We start from the raw sequence: 13650 nt of genomic DNA on the forward strand, positions 1-13650 counted from the left end.
TCCAAACTCTATTCTTTCCAATCCACCAGCTTGAGCGCCATCGCCGGATCGACGCCCGCCGCCTTGGCCTCTGCCAGCGCCTTCACAAGTGCCGTGACCGTCCTTGCACGTCCACCACTGTCAAACGCCTGTAGGGGCCGCATCACGTCCAGCGTCACCACGTTGCCCAGTTTGTCCGTGGCTTCCTCTGCCATGCCCTCAGCCATTGGCTGTAAGGTCCAGCTTGCAAGGTGGCGTTGCGCCTCCCTGACCATCGGCCCCGTGGTCGCTTTGTTGTTCAGACCGGGCAGGATACCATAGGCCGCGTTAATCTGGTCGCGGGCTTGGTCTAGCGTCTTGTCCAGCAACGCTTTGGAAAGGTCGGGGGTTAGATCGTTTGCCCGCCAATCTTGCGCTGGGGCTGGTCCGCCCGCCGCTTGAACCTGCACCGATTCCCGTACCAGCACCCGGCCCCGTGATCCACGAAAGCCCCGCGCAATGTCCGCAAGGTCAGTTTCCGGCGTCTCAGGCATTGGCACAATGGACGATCCCAGCGGGGCGTCCCCATAGACCTCGACAAGCGCCCGCTCGATGATTTCCAGCAGGTCAGCCGAGAGACTGGACCGCTTGAGCGGGGCCGTCCCATACCACGGTTGCGTTGCATCCGCGCCGATCCGAAAGTGCAGCACCTCGCCAGCCAGCGCCGTCATGGTCTTGCCGCCGCCCACATCGGGCAATGTCAGGCGGTAGGCCGTGGGCCGCGACAGGCGGGTGGACAAATCCCAATCCGACACCGGGATAAGCATATCGTCGGTGATGTAGAAAAGCGCCTCGCCCCGCAGGGCCAGCATCCGGCCCGCCATGGCCAGCGTTCGCTTGGTCAACAGGTCGGTGCCGTCCACGTCAGCAACAGACAGTCCGTTTTCCCAGAGCGTGACCGCTCCTTGAACCGTGGCCGTCAGTTCGGCCCGCCCGCCCGTGCCGGTGATGTAGGCCGTCCGGGCTTGGATCATCTGCGCCGAGTATCCCGCCGAGGATGCCGCGCGCGTCTCAGTCTTGCGTTTGAATGGCCAGATCATTTCTGCCTCCGATATGGGCGCAGCAGATCAGCCGCCCCGCTGTTTTGAAGCGCACGGGCCGCATGGGCCGCGCTGCGCTGATAGCTTTCTTGGATCGCGCCGCCCATGTTGACGCTGTAGCTGGACACGCCCGCCCGGTCGGTGTCGTCGGCCATGTATTCGGCCAGCCGCCGGAACGCCTCAGAGACGGCTTTGGGCGGGTCGCTAGCACCCACTTGCGCTGTGACCTTGAACACGCCGTCAGACGGCAAACAAAGCCCCACGGGGCCGTCAGGTAGCGCCGTTGATACCCATGCGCCGCCTTCCCATTTCTCAGCGGTGTGAGACGCGATAGGCGACAGCGGGGGCGTCCAGTTCTCGCCCTCGCCACCCTCGACAGTCCACACCACCTCGCGGGCCGTGTAGCGGGTCCGGGTGTATGCCTCGATCCGCTCCCAGATCACTTCAGCGTCCAGCGCCGCCGCCGGGGTCGAAAGCCCGGACGGGGTGGCGGGATAGCTGGCGGGGGTCGCCTCAGCCTCTTGCAATAGGTCTGTCATGCTCATGCCCTCCACCGCATTGCGGCCGGAACGGGTGCGCGGGCAAGTTGGCCGGCCTCCCAGTTCCGCGCCTCGATTTGCGCCGAGGGATAGGCCCCGCGTGTGACCGCAGAGACTTCCACCAGTGCCGCGTCGATGATCTTGCGATGCACCACGTTACCGTCGCGGGTGACACGTTCGCCGCCCTTGGACACGCGAAAGCCGGGGGAAAGGCCCCGGATCAAGCCCGCATCATGGGCCGCTAGGAAGTCGCGCGCCCATGTCGTGTTGCCCGCAACCGTCGCCTGGAAGGTCAGGGCGTCACCGTCCTGGCGCACCTCAAGCGTTCCCGCCGTCCGGCTGGCCAGCGGTTTCTCGAAGTCGTGACCGCTCAGAAAATGCAGATCGTCGTCAGAGTTCACGCGGGACGCAAAGGCCCCCCGCGCGATTGTCTCAAAGTATCCCGGCGCAAGTTCCGTCCGGGTGTCATAGGGGAAGCGGCCCACCACGCGCACCGCCTCGCCCTCTTGGCGAACCTCAAGGCCCCCCAGCGAACCGCCCCAAAGCATCACTGCACCCCGGTCAGGATTTCGAGCTGCACCCCACGGGCCACAGTCACATCCATGGTCGTCAGTGCAGTGAGGCGCAGTTGCCCGGATTTGGCGTCGGAATACGGATCGCGGATCAGATCGACCGCGCCCCACATACCGCAGAACACTGGGGCCACGCCGTTCGTGGTCGTGGTCAGCAGCGCCTTGGACTCGACAGGGGGTCCACCAGCCGGGGCTGTGATGCCGTTCGTGGTCAGCACCACCTTGCCCATCTTGGCAACCAGCCGATCCCATTCCGAGATTGCCAGCCCGGAAATGAGTTCGTCCATGCCGTCGAACACCTCAGGGCGCAGCAGCAGGTTGACCGCGCTAAGGCTGTTGGCCGCGTTCGCCGTCATGAACCGCACCGCCGCCGCCCGGAACGCCGCATAGGACGCCGCCGCATCAACCGCCGTTTCGGTGATGCCGTAGGTGGACGCGCCGGGAAAGATGCCCAGCGGCTCACCACCGGAACCCGCCCCAAGGAAAATGGCCCGATCCGTCTCTTGCTGGATTGCCGCGCTCATGTCGCGCCGCACCGCTTGCTCAAGGCCCGCGCCCGCTTGCTTCAACGCCTTGCGGGTGATCTTCATCTGAACGCCCAACGTGTTATCCGGCTTCATCGGGCGGTCAACCGTGGTATAAGCCTGAGGCCCCGGCACGTCGCCAGTTTCAGACCCGGCCCAGCCCGGTTGCGCGCCACCCGTGGCAACGGGGTATTCGATTTCCCCCACACCCACGTTGATCATCCGCGCGCCCATCTGAGTTGCCGAGGAACCGGCAAACAGACGGTCAATCGTCGGCATGGTGCGGATCGGGTCAGGCACACCGCCCGCCAGCGTTTCACCGGCACGGGTTTCCAGAGCCTCAAGCGGAACCGGGATACCTTGGAATCCGCCCGCGCTGCGCAGTTCCTCCACCATTTCGGCGGTCGCACCGTCCAGCTTGCGGCCTTCGTCCAGAGCCAAGGCGACTTGGCGCACCTCGAACCCGGACGCCATTTCGGCCCATTCCTTTTCAGAACGGGTTTCCAGTTCGGCACCGGCCTCCCGGCGTTCGTCGTCCTCAGAGACAAGGGCCGCGCGATATTGGGTTTCCTTGGCACGGTATTCCGTATCCAGATCGCCCATCTTGCGCACCTCGTCCTCAGACGGGTTTTCGATGTTTGCCAGTTCGGCCAGAGATTGCCGGATTTCAGACCGGCGCAGTTCCAGTTTTTTCGATGTCAGCATGGTGATTATCCTTTGTGCTCGACAGGGTTGCGCTGCATGTCTCGCAGCAGGTCACGCCATTGCTGGCGCTTTGGGGTCAGGGGCTTATGCCCAACCTCAATTCGGGTTTTGCGCGTGTGACAGGCACCGCACAAAATCTGTAAATTGCTCAGGGTGTAGGCGAGTTCGGGGTGCGTCCTGACGGGCAGAACGTGGTCGCACTCAAGCCTTTTGTGGGTGCCGCACTGGACGCAGGCCCAGCCATCCCGGTCTAGCGCCTGCATCCGCAGAGCGCGCCACCGGGGGCCGCGTGTGACCGCCCGTGAATGGCGGATATGTTCCTTGCGCTTAAACGAGGTCACGGGCTTGCACCTCCCAGAAATAGAGGGTGCCGCCGGGGGCGTGGGGAACCACGCGGACGATGCCGAGCGGGGTCGTGCCGATCCGCAGCTTGTCGGTCATCTCAGGCTGGATCGTCAGCCCATCGACAGCCACCAGCACTCGCAGATCGCCCACGTCCAGCAGGCCAGCGGCAATAAATTCCTCGTTCACAGTGAAGGTCGCCACCATGGCTGTGCAGGGGTGTGCCGTGTCCGGGCCGGGGGTGTATCCACCGTATTCGTCATATGTGCCTTCACCGGGTCGCAGCACCTCAGCCGCTTGTCCATATTTTACGATTAGTCGCGTTGCCGTTTCAGTCAGCCCCATGCCAGCCTCCCCGCTTTGCGGGCCGGTCGGCCCATGATCCGAGCGCCCTCAGCAACGGCCAGAACCGCAGCACATGCCGCGTCGATCCGGCCCATGCTGCGCCCCTTTGTGATTTTGGAATTGCCCGCCGGGTCGATTTGCACCGCCGCCTCAGCCATTGCGTGACGCAGCAGGTAGTTGGCCGAGGTGGCCACTTTCCCGTCGAATACGGTGCGGCGGAACCGCTCCACATCCTCGCCCCCGTCGCGGAACCCCATACCCCGCCAGATCACTGGGGCGCGGTTGCCGATAGCGTCCAGCCCGTCCGCAATCTCGCTTTGCTTGAAGCGGTCGCAGACAATGGCCGCGATGTTCTCGCCTTCCACCTTGCCCAGCATCGCCCGCAGGAATTGCGCAAGCGGCACCGTGCGGTCGCCCATCAGCAGCAGATCACCGCGCTTGTGCATGATCGAATACAGATCACCCACCGCGTCAGCCTGCCCACGGGCCTCAAGGGTCGGTTGAGTCCCGAACGCGCCGAACGCCTCAAGTCGCCCCGTCTCAGGCCACAGGAACGCCGCCGCCGTCATGGACGCCGATTGCCCTTGATCCAGCCCGATCACCACCTGACCTTGGCGCGGGGGCAGATCGTCGGTTTCGCAGGCCAGCCATTCGTCCAGCGTCAGCAGCGCGTCCCGGTTGTCCTCAGCCACCCGTTCGTTGCGGGTCAGCAGGCGGAACCGCGACAACGCAGAGCCGCCCCGTTCCATCGCCAGCGCCGCGTCCTGTTTCAGCCGCGTCAGCGTGGGGCCGATCCCATACTTGGAACCGGGGTTAGCGATTTTCAGGCTTTCCACATCATCGACAGGCAAGCCCGGTGTGGGCCGGTGTTCTTGGCGATAAACGCCCGGTGCATCCCGATCCAGCCAGAGCGAAAACGGGTGCATGTCATTGCTGGCCGAGGTGCTGATAATCAGAGCCTTGCCGTCACGCTTGGCCAAACCCGTCAGCAATGCCGCCTCAAGTTCGTCACCCGCCGCCAAGGGCCAGTGGCCGCGCTCATCTAGGACGCAGAGCGTGGGGCTTGAGCCGAGCGCGCTTTTACCATCCGCAGAGATTGCCTTGAGAATGTGCGGGCCGTTGTGGTCGTCATACTGGATTTCAAACCGGGGTTGCCGCCGGATCGTGATGTTGGCTTGGATTTCCTCAGGCAGGGTTCCGATGAATGACGCGGTGTAGTTCCACGCAATCTTGGCTTGCTCTTGGGTCCGGGCCGCGATGATAATTTCCCGCTCAGCCGCGTCAGACCAAGCGCCCAGCAGTTCGCCCGCGCAGAGCATAGCAGACAACGCAGACTTGCCGTTGCCGCGCCCGACACTCAGAACGCCCACGTTCACGTCCGCGCCGAAAGCGCCCTCGATAAATTGGCTCTGATACGGGGCCAGCTTGATCCCGTTTCCGGCCAGTCGCCCGGTCGGAACCTTGAGCGATTTGCAGAACCTCTTAACCAGCGTGGAAGTCTTAGCCATCGGCCAGCCCTCCCGTGTGTGTCGAAAGAAAAGTCATGCCGCCGGTTACAGGCCCACTCAGAAAACGGGGCATTGGGACCATTTCAGCCTGCCACGCGCCCCAGCGAACAACCGTAACACTTCCTAGTGTTGTGTTACGTTCGTTACGCTCAGAGGGGTCGGAACATGTGACGCACAGTTCGCGGTTGTTACGTTCGTTACGCTCAATCATCATCTTGAACCCTCCAAACGTGGTCGCCAAACTCGCGCACCTCATCCATGTCCATCAGCTTGTCCTTGGCCCGTTTGAAGGCCATCCGGGCCGCTGCATCAGTTGCGCCAGTGGTCAGGCCATGAGTGGCACATGCCTCGCGCCAATGATCGACGCTCACCACCTTGCGGTTGGACGGATACAGGTTGCCCGTGCGCGTCTCGCCGTGGTCGCGCAGGGCGTCATAGAGCGCCTGCATGGCCACCTCATTCTTGCCCTTGAGCGGCTTGCGTTCGGGCTTGGGCGGTTCGGCTACGTCCACCACCGCGCTTGTCACGGGGTCGCCATCTTCATCGCAGCCCAGCACCACAGAGCGCAGCTTGAAATGCAGCGGCTCAGGCGGTTCTTGATCGCGCTGTTTGCGGGATATGATTTCCCAATCGGCTGTAACCTGTATCTCATTATCCACCGCCGCCCGTAGGGCAGACGATCCACGCGCGCCCCGGTCCTCATCCTTGCCGGTGTGGTGAATGACCATGACGTGCGCGCCGGTCGCCTCGCGGATCAGGTCGCAGTTGCGGACGAACATGGCCGCATCCTTGGCCGTGTTCTCATCGCCCGCGCCCATCGACCGGGCCAAGGTGTCGATCACCACAAGCGCCGGGTCAGCGTCCGGCATGATCTCGCAGACGGCCATAGCATCGCCTTGGCCGTGCAGGTCCAGCCCAACAGGCAACAGGGTGAGGGTGCCGCCGCCAGTTCGGGGCGGTCACGCTTGATCGCCGCAAGGCGGTTGCGGATGCCCGCGCCGCCCTCAGCCGCGATGTAGAGGACAGGCCCGCCATTGACCCGTAGGCCGCGCCACGGCTGGCCCGCCGCGATGTGCATGGCAATGTCCAACGCCACGAACGTCTTGCCCGCGTTGGACGGGCCGTAGAGCATCGAAAGGCAGTTTCGATCCAGCCACCCTTTGACCATGTAGTTGCTGGTCAACACCGCCTCGATAGCGGACAGGCTCACAAGGCGGGTTTCGATTTCGGACGCGCGGGAAGCGTTCATGTTGAGGTTAATCACGGTCATGCTGCCCACCTCCGCGCAATGTCAGAGAGGTCAGCACCATTTTGACGGGCCAGCGCCGGGATAGTCGCCCAAGACACGCCGCTGCGCTTGAAGCTGCGCCACTTGGCGGCAACCTCGCCCTTGCGGTATTTCGATCCGGTCGCGCTCCACCGATCCGCCAGCGCGAAACCTTCAGCAGAGCCGTTGAAGCGGTCGTGCAAGGCCATCAGCACGGCCACCCAATCGCCGTAGGGCATATCCGCCGGGATGTGGGTCAGCAGTTCCTCCACCTCGCCCGTGGGGGTCAGGCGGTCAAAGGTGCGAGTTGGTGCAAGTGGTGTGTGAAGCAGGATCGCCCGCAACCCCATAGGAACCGCAGGCAACACATCGGGGAAGTGGCCGAGATACGACCCACCCTCAACAAACGAACCGGGCGCGACCACGTAGCCGCCTTGCCCGCGCGTGTCGATCTTGGGGCCGATCTTGTTCGCCGTGTTGCGCGCACCATTGAAGTGCTGGCAATAGATGTGCCGCCCGCCTGAGGGCGTGTAGACGTTCGCGTGATCCAGTAGGCCCGCATAGCGGGGCAGAGCCTTCAAGCTGGCCTCGCCCATCGGTTCGCCCGTGGCCTTGTCCACATCCAGGTCGATCACGAACAGATTGTTGACAGCGCCGCACGGGATACCCCACGCGACAGCGCCGTGGGCTTCCCATTGTGCAATGGTGAAGCCATCGCGGGTGGCTTTGCTTTGCCATCCCGCCACCAGCGGCGCTTTGTCAGGCCCCACCGGAAAGATATTGAACGGGATACGGGTCATGCTGCACCCCCACGCATCTTGAAGGGGCGTTGCATCCGCGCAGCCGTTTTCCGACCGTGGTCAATCGCGGTTTGTTTGTCGCTAAAGCCATAGAGCGCCGTCTTGATCGGCTTCATGCCCACAATGGGCGTGACCAGCACGACATTGAACCAAGAGCCGCGCTTGTTGACCGTGTAGTAGGACGTTACCGCCGTGGGCAGTTGGGTGACGTTGCTCATACCAGCGCCCCCCAATGCATTGCCAAGATCGGGAAAAGTGCGGTACACTCCACCCCCGAACAGACGCCTTCCACAACGTCTTTAGCCCCGGTTGCGATTGCCGTCGCGCCGGGGCTTTCATTTGCGGTTTTGTTCGGTTTCTGGATCACGCTGCCACCTCGGCTTTTGAGGCTTCCCATGCGGTGATTTCGCTCAGTTTCCAGCGTGTGCAGTTAGGAGAAAGTTTGACAGCGCGGGGAAAATCGGGACGTTCCCGATGCCAGCGCCAGACAGTGTTCCGAGCGATGCCGTAGCGTTCGGCAAGGGTCGTATCGGCAAGATATGTATCAGGCATTGAAGCACCTCGTTGTTACAAGATGCTTCCCAATATTCCCACAATTTCAGATAAGTCGCACATACCTCGTGCGATAGTTTAGGCTAAACTAGGGACTAATCAGCAACCGCACTTTCCTTAGCCCATGCCCGGAAAGCAGACCGAACGTCGCCTTGCACCTCACAAGCCTCGAATACGTCAGCAAGAAACGCACCAAACGCGGACGCTGTATTCAAGTCTTTGGTAGGTGCCTTGTTGTCCCCAGACAATTCCCAGACAAATCGTGCGGCTTCTACAAGCTGGATGCCTACAAGGTTTATTCGTGCGGTGGATTTTCGCGCTCGTTCCGATACCATGATGTCGTCTTTGGTTTTTGCAATCGCGTCCCTAATTGCCGCTGAAAATTCTTCTACGCTAGAAAGCGCTGAGGTCACTTGCTGGCCTGTTTCGGAATGATAGGCCAACAAATCCCGCCCAGCATCGCTATCAAGCAGGGTTATTTCACACTGCATGAGTCCATCATAATGCGGACCATGCACCATCCTTGCGCCCAGATTGTCGCTAGCAGCTTGGGTCAGTCCAAAATAGTAGAGCCGTTCAATTTCAGAAACAGCAGCATCCAGCCTACTAAGTGCTTCTAGGTCTTTTGGTTGATCGTAAACAGCCCATTCCTGCAAAAATGCACGATCCATCAAGACACCAGCTAACCGATGTGGATCATCATCCGATTGGCTCAAATGGACCTCCATTGCCTTCTTGACCCCATCCACAAGTGACTTGTCGAATAGCTTCGCAACTTGATCTTCTTCGTTCATACCGCTGCCCCAATCTGCACAACCTTTGCGCCTGTTTCACCACGCAAGAACCGCCCCCAAGCGGCCATCATTGCGCGCCGTTTCTCTACCATATCGCCGCGACGATAGGCCCGCTCAACCTCGGAACCGACAGTATGCGCTAACGCAATCTCTGCCATATCACGGGGGTATTCGGTGCGCTCAGCCACCCAATCCCTAAACGTGCTGCGCAAGCCATGCGGGACCGCTGGACGCCCTGACTGGCGGTCCAGATACTTGTCAGGCTTGGCCGCGTGTATCCGCTTCATACAGGCCGACAGCGCCGCGTCGGACAATTCACCGCCGCGAGGTGCAGGGAATACAAACTCAGACCCCGCAAGCCGATCCAGACCTTTCAACAGATCAACGGTTTCTTTGGTCAAAGGGACGCGGTGTTCGGCCCGTGCTTTCATGCGCTCAGACGGTATCGTCCAGACAGCTTTGTCTAAGTCCATTTCAGACCAAACAGCACCGCGCACCTCGCCGGATCGTGCCGCGACCATCGCCATAAATTGAAGCGCCCGCGTGGCGAACCCGCCACGGCCCTGCACATCGGAAAACCAACTTGCCGCCTCATCCATCGGCAAGGCCGGATGATGCACCACCTTTGCCAGCTTGGACGGCTTGGGCAGGATCGCATCAAGATTGCCTTTCCACCGCGCCGGATTGTCACCCGACCGATGCCCCGCAACCGTAGCCCACGCCATCACTGCCTCGATACGTCCGCGCAGACGTGACGCGGTTTCGGTTTTTGTGGCCCAGATAGGTTCTAGCGTTCGCTTGATGTCGGACACGTCAATATCCGCGACCAGCATCTTGCCCAAAGTTGGGACCGCATACTTGTCCAGCGTGGCCCGCCATTGCTTGCGGTGTTTGTCGTTATCAAATTCTTGCAACTTGCCCTCAAGATAGCGTTCCATCGCATCATCGAAGGACAGGCCGCGACGCTGCGCCGTGACCAGCGCCGCGCGGTTCGCCTTGCGGTGTTCTACCGGATCAATGCCTTGCCAGATCATTTCTCGCGCATCCCGCGCCCGATCACGGGCTTGCGCCAACGTCACGTCAGGATAGCCGCCTAGGCCGATGTGCCGCCGCTTGTCACCGATCTTGCAACGCAACAGCCATGACCGTCCGTTCACTGGCGTCATTTGCAGCAACAGGCCATCAACACCGCCGACCGCAACCGTTTGATTGCCACCTTTGCCGGAATGTTGCAGCCGCTTCACCTCGACCGCCGACAACTCTTTTGCTTTTCGTGGCATATCATTCCCATCATCCTACCCGCCATAAGAAATAGCATTGGGATAGACGGGACGCAACAGGACGTTACAGGGAAAGTCAGAAAACCCCTTAATTTCATAGTAATATGGTGCAGCACGTTACGGGGCGTTACGGCAGATTGGCCGCCACCGCCTCCGCCACTTGCCCTTGAGAAACCGTTCTCCCGATCCGGCTTTGGCCGGATTTTTCCTTTATATTCAGGGGTTATGCGGGCGGGGCTATTCACCGGCCCATGTGCCGGGAGGGCCGGAAGCAGTCCCCGCCCATGTTTCTGATGGATAACAGAACCTTCTGTCCGTCGCGGCACACGCCGATGGTGGCCAGCACCGAAATGTTCGTGGCCTTCCGGTCCAGTCGCCTCGTACAATACGTCCTTCGTCAGCGTGTGAAAAATTTCCCCGGCGTGCGCCCGGTTGTCCGTTTGAACATGCTGATAAAGGCGCTTTGCGACCGGTAGCCCAGTTCGTAGGCCATTTCGGTCACGCTGCGACCTTCCGACAACCCTTTCAGCGCCGCCATCACCCGCGCCCGTTCGCGCCAGCTGCCAAAGCTCAAGCCGGTTTGCGTGACAAAGAGCCGCGACAGGGTGCGCGAGCAGCTGCCCACTTCGTCGGCCCATGCGTCAAGCGACTGTGAATCGGACGGATCGTCCAGAAGCCTGTCGATAATGGGTTTAAGGCGAGAATCGTTTGCCACCGGCAAGAAAAGGGGCTCGGCAGGCAAATGATTGACCTGGTCCAGAATGACCGAGATCAGTCGTTCTGACGCAGCGGGATTCAGCGTGTCGAGCGATCGCGTGGCATACAGGATCAGCTCCCTCAGCAATGGGGAAATCGTGACCACGCTGCAGATGTCAAGGAACTCGGCACCGCCGACGGTGTTGAAGAAAAGGCTGTGCATGGTCACGATGCCGTTGCTCTTGACGTCGTGCGGCACGCCGGCGGGCAGCCAGAAGGCCTGGCCGTTCGGCACCACCCAATCACCGCCGTCGGTGTGCACCTGAAGAAATCCGGTCGTGGTGTAGAGCAGCTGGGGGTGCATGTGGCTGTGGCGCGGCACCAGCGTGAGTTCCTCGCACTGGCGCACGATGAAGGAGATCAACGGTCCGGGATTGTCGTAGTTGTGCGGGGGAAGAACTTGCATGCGGTCAGCCTTTTGTCCGAATCGCGTTATTCTATGTCCAATTACCCGGTAGCGCCACCTTCTGCGTCTTCCCTAGATTACCACTATGTAATGGCCGTGCCTCAAATGCCGGAGGACACGCACGGCCAGTGTTTTTGCACTATTGGGAGAGAAGCAATGCCAAACGCTAACGGATGCCGACTTACGGTTGAGGACGTGACAGGAATCTGGGGAATCATCCCCTCGTGCAGCACGCCCGAGGCGGCCGACCCGCTGTATGACGGTGTTGCCATCAATGTCGAAGAAACCCGCCGCGCAGTTAGCCAGATCATCGAGGACGGCGTGGACGCCATCCTCACCAACGGCACCTTCGGTGAAGAAGCCACGCTCACCCCCGAAGAATGGAAAGTCTACGTGACGGCGGTGGTCGATGAAGCGGCCGGACGCGTTCCGGTCTGCATCGGGACGACGATGCAGAGCACCCGCGAGACCATCGAGCGGATGAAATTCGTACGCGATCTTGGCGCCCAGGGAACCATGCTGGGACGCCCGATGTGGTGCCAATTGGCGCCCGAGGCGATCGTGCAATATTATCGCGACGTGTCTTCAGCAGTGCCGGAACTGGGTATTGTGGTCTACGACAACCCCGAAGCCTTCAAGGGGCGGATCACTCCCGAGACCTGGGCCGAGCTTGCCGAGATCCCTCAGATGATCGCCGCCAAGACCATTGGTGTGGACGACATCTACGCGCGCAGCCTGGAAGCCGTGAAGGGCCGGATCCGGCTGCTTCCGCTGGAACGCGACTGGCTGAAAGCCCGGGAAATCGACGCCGATGTCTCCGTGGCCGCCTGGGCCGGGTCTGCAAGCTGCGGCATGCTGCCCTGCACGAAACTGAGGGACCTGATCGCCGACGATAAGGCCGAAATGGCGCAGAAACTCACCGATCGGATCACCTGGAGCTACGAGACCTTCTTTCCGAACGGCGACTTCCGCGAGTTTTCCAAGTACAATATCCCGTTGGAGAAGGAACGTTTCAACGCAGCCGGATATATCAACGCGGGCCCAACACGCCCCCCGTTCGATCTGATGCCGAAAGCCTACCTTGAAGGCACCGTGGAAGCCGCGCGCAGGTGGGTGGCCGTCTCGGACGAGGTCAAGCAGGGCGCGTTTGACCTGTAAACAACAGAAAGACTTGGTGAACCGGCCGTAAGCGCCGGGCACCAAAACCCACCAAAGGGAGGAAAAGACCATGTTGAAGGTTCTGACTATAAATACCGCCGCGGCCCTGTCGCTTATGGCGCTGGCGCTTCCGGCACTGGCCGAAGACGTAACCATCCGAGCGGTGAGTGGCTGGCAGGCCGGGTCAAGCCTTTCGGAGCGCTACGAGACATTCATCGATCAGGTGAACGAGCGCGGCGAGGGCGATGTGAGAATCGATTTCCTGGGCGGTTCGCCGGCCATCGGCAGTCCGCTGCAGATCGTCAAGAAAGTGCAGGGCGGGGTCTACGGTATGGCCTATATCACCGGCGGCTGGTACACCAACGTTCTGCCCGAGGCCGACTTCTTCAAGCTGTCGGAGGTCGACATCGCGGAGCTTCGCCAGAATGGCGGTTACGAGTACATTCAGAAGCTGCATGCCGAAAAGGGCCTGCACTATCTGGGTCGCACCTACGACATGTCGCCCTACTATCTCTACCTGAACAAGCCGATCGATTCGGCTGATCTCAGCGGGATCGACATCCGTGTGTCGACGGCCTACCAGGCGTTCTTCTCTGCCCTGGGGGCCTCGACCCACTCTGCGCCCGTGCCCGAAGTCTATACGCTCATGGAACGCGGCGTGGTGGACGGCTACGGCTGGGTCTCCGAGGGCATCTTCGACTATAGCTGGGATCAGGTGACGGATTACCGGGTCGAGCCCGGGTTCTTTACCGGCAACGGCCACGTCGTTATGAATCTCGATCTCTGGGAAAGCATGTCTGAAGACCAGCAGGCGATGCTCAACGAAATGATGCTCGAACTCGAACGCGGGAACTACCTTGTCGCCGAGAATGACGCGCAGGAAATCGCGCGGCAGACGGAAGCCGGCATCGAGACCATTGTGCTGCCGCCCGACCAAGCGGAGATCTGGAGTGAGACGGCACGTCGTGTGGGATGGGAAGAAGCCCGCAAGATCAACGCCACGGTCGCCGACGAGTTGCGAGCGTTCATTACCCAGCAATGAGC

The 13650-nt window shown here is 61.2% G+C and carries 17 protein-coding genes; 2 read left to right on the plus strand and 15 right to left on the minus strand.

Translation table 11 applies throughout. The features are described 5' to 3' along the window. Positions 1–8: 8 nt before the first annotated feature. From H1S03_RS08090 to H1S03_RS08160, 15 genes are all read right to left on the minus strand, one after another. Entirely contained in the window at positions 9–1058 is a 1050-nt protein-coding gene (locus tag H1S03_RS08090; RefSeq protein WP_185803969.1) for a phage portal family protein, read from the minus strand. Further along, the gene (locus tag H1S03_RS08095) at positions 1055–1597 is read right to left on the minus strand and encodes a hypothetical protein (protein WP_185803970.1); all 543 of its coding nucleotides are present in this window, start codon (positions 1595–1597) and stop codon (positions 1055–1057) included. Before H1S03_RS08095 ends, H1S03_RS08090 begins: the two co-directional genes overlap by 4 nt. Before the next feature lie 2 nt (positions 1598–1599). Then, positions 1600–2145, minus strand: a complete 546-nt coding sequence (locus H1S03_RS08100) for an HK97 family phage prohead protease (protein ID WP_185803971.1) — start codon at positions 2143–2145, stop codon at positions 1600–1602. Further along, positions 2145–3398, minus strand: coding sequence for a phage major capsid protein (locus H1S03_RS08105; protein WP_185803972.1), 1254 nt, complete (start codon positions 3396–3398; stop codon positions 2145–2147). The genes H1S03_RS08100 and H1S03_RS08105 overlap by 1 nt, the downstream gene beginning before the upstream one ends. Positions 3399–3403: 5 nt before the next feature. Next, positions 3404–3661, minus strand: a complete 258-nt coding sequence (locus H1S03_RS08110) for an HNH endonuclease (RefSeq protein WP_185804038.1) — start codon at positions 3659–3661, stop codon at positions 3404–3406. Between the two features lie 64 nt (positions 3662–3725). Continuing rightward, the gene (locus tag H1S03_RS08115) at positions 3726–4085 is read right to left on the minus strand and encodes a hypothetical protein (RefSeq protein WP_185803973.1); all 360 of its coding nucleotides are present in this window, start codon (positions 4083–4085) and stop codon (positions 3726–3728) included. Further along, positions 4076–5593, minus strand: a complete 1518-nt coding sequence (locus tag H1S03_RS08120; protein WP_185803974.1) for a terminase large subunit domain-containing protein — start codon at positions 5591–5593, stop codon at positions 4076–4078. The genes H1S03_RS08115 and H1S03_RS08120 overlap by 10 nt, the downstream gene beginning before the upstream one ends. Positions 5594–5796: 203 nt before the next feature. Beyond that, positions 5797–6462 (minus strand): AAA family ATPase, encoded by a 666-nt coding sequence (locus H1S03_RS08125; protein WP_221892636.1) that lies wholly within the window; start codon positions 6460–6462, stop codon positions 5797–5799. Continuing rightward, positions 6432–6863, minus strand: a complete 432-nt coding sequence (locus H1S03_RS17650) for an AAA family ATPase (RefSeq protein ID WP_185803976.1) — start codon at positions 6861–6863, stop codon at positions 6432–6434. The genes H1S03_RS08125 and H1S03_RS17650 overlap by 31 nt, the downstream gene beginning before the upstream one ends. Beyond that, positions 6860–7660 (minus strand): bifunctional DNA primase/polymerase, encoded by an 801-nt coding sequence (locus tag H1S03_RS08135; RefSeq protein ID WP_185803977.1) that lies wholly within the window; start codon positions 7658–7660, stop codon positions 6860–6862. The genes H1S03_RS17650 and H1S03_RS08135 overlap by 4 nt, the downstream gene beginning before the upstream one ends. After that, positions 7657–7878, minus strand: a complete 222-nt coding sequence (locus H1S03_RS08140; RefSeq protein ID WP_185803978.1) for a hypothetical protein — start codon at positions 7876–7878, stop codon at positions 7657–7659. The genes H1S03_RS08135 and H1S03_RS08140 overlap by 4 nt, the downstream gene beginning before the upstream one ends. Positions 7879–8023: 145 nt before the next feature. Next, positions 8024–8212: a helix-turn-helix transcriptional regulator gene (locus H1S03_RS08145; protein WP_185803979.1), complete on the minus strand. Its 189-nt coding sequence runs from the start codon at positions 8210–8212 to the stop codon at positions 8024–8026. Between the two features lie 95 nt (positions 8213–8307). Continuing rightward, positions 8308–9006, minus strand: a complete 699-nt coding sequence (locus H1S03_RS08150) for a hypothetical protein (protein WP_185803980.1) — start codon at positions 9004–9006, stop codon at positions 8308–8310. Further along, on the minus strand, positions 9003–10286 hold the full coding sequence (locus H1S03_RS08155; RefSeq protein WP_185803981.1) for a tyrosine-type recombinase/integrase: 1284 nt from the start codon (positions 10284–10286) through the stop codon (positions 9003–9005). The genes H1S03_RS08150 and H1S03_RS08155 overlap by 4 nt, the downstream gene beginning before the upstream one ends. 397 nt (positions 10287–10683) lie before the next feature. Continuing rightward, the gene (locus H1S03_RS08160) at positions 10684–11448 is read right to left on the minus strand and encodes an AraC family transcriptional regulator (RefSeq protein ID WP_185803982.1); all 765 of its coding nucleotides are present in this window, start codon (positions 11446–11448) and stop codon (positions 10684–10686) included. 156 nt (positions 11449–11604) lie between these two features. Here H1S03_RS08160 and H1S03_RS08165 point away from each other — a divergent pair, with 156 nt between their 5' ends. Further along, complete coding sequence (locus H1S03_RS08165; RefSeq protein ID WP_221892637.1) at positions 11605–12606, plus strand: dihydrodipicolinate synthase family protein; 1002 nt, start codon at positions 11605–11607, stop codon at positions 12604–12606. Positions 12607–12676: 70 nt separating this feature from the next. After that, positions 12677–13648 carry a TRAP transporter substrate-binding protein DctP gene (gene dctP / locus H1S03_RS08170; RefSeq protein ID WP_185803984.1) on the plus strand — a complete coding sequence of 324 codons (972 nt, stop codon included), beginning with the start codon at positions 12677–12679 and terminating at the stop codon, positions 13646–13648. The last annotated feature ends 2 nt before the right edge of the window (positions 13649–13650 follow it).

The organism is Pontivivens nitratireducens, from assembly GCF_014235845.1.
In the GTDB taxonomy this organism is placed as follows: domain Bacteria; phylum Pseudomonadota; class Alphaproteobacteria; order Rhodobacterales; family Rhodobacteraceae; genus Pontivivens; species Pontivivens nitratireducens.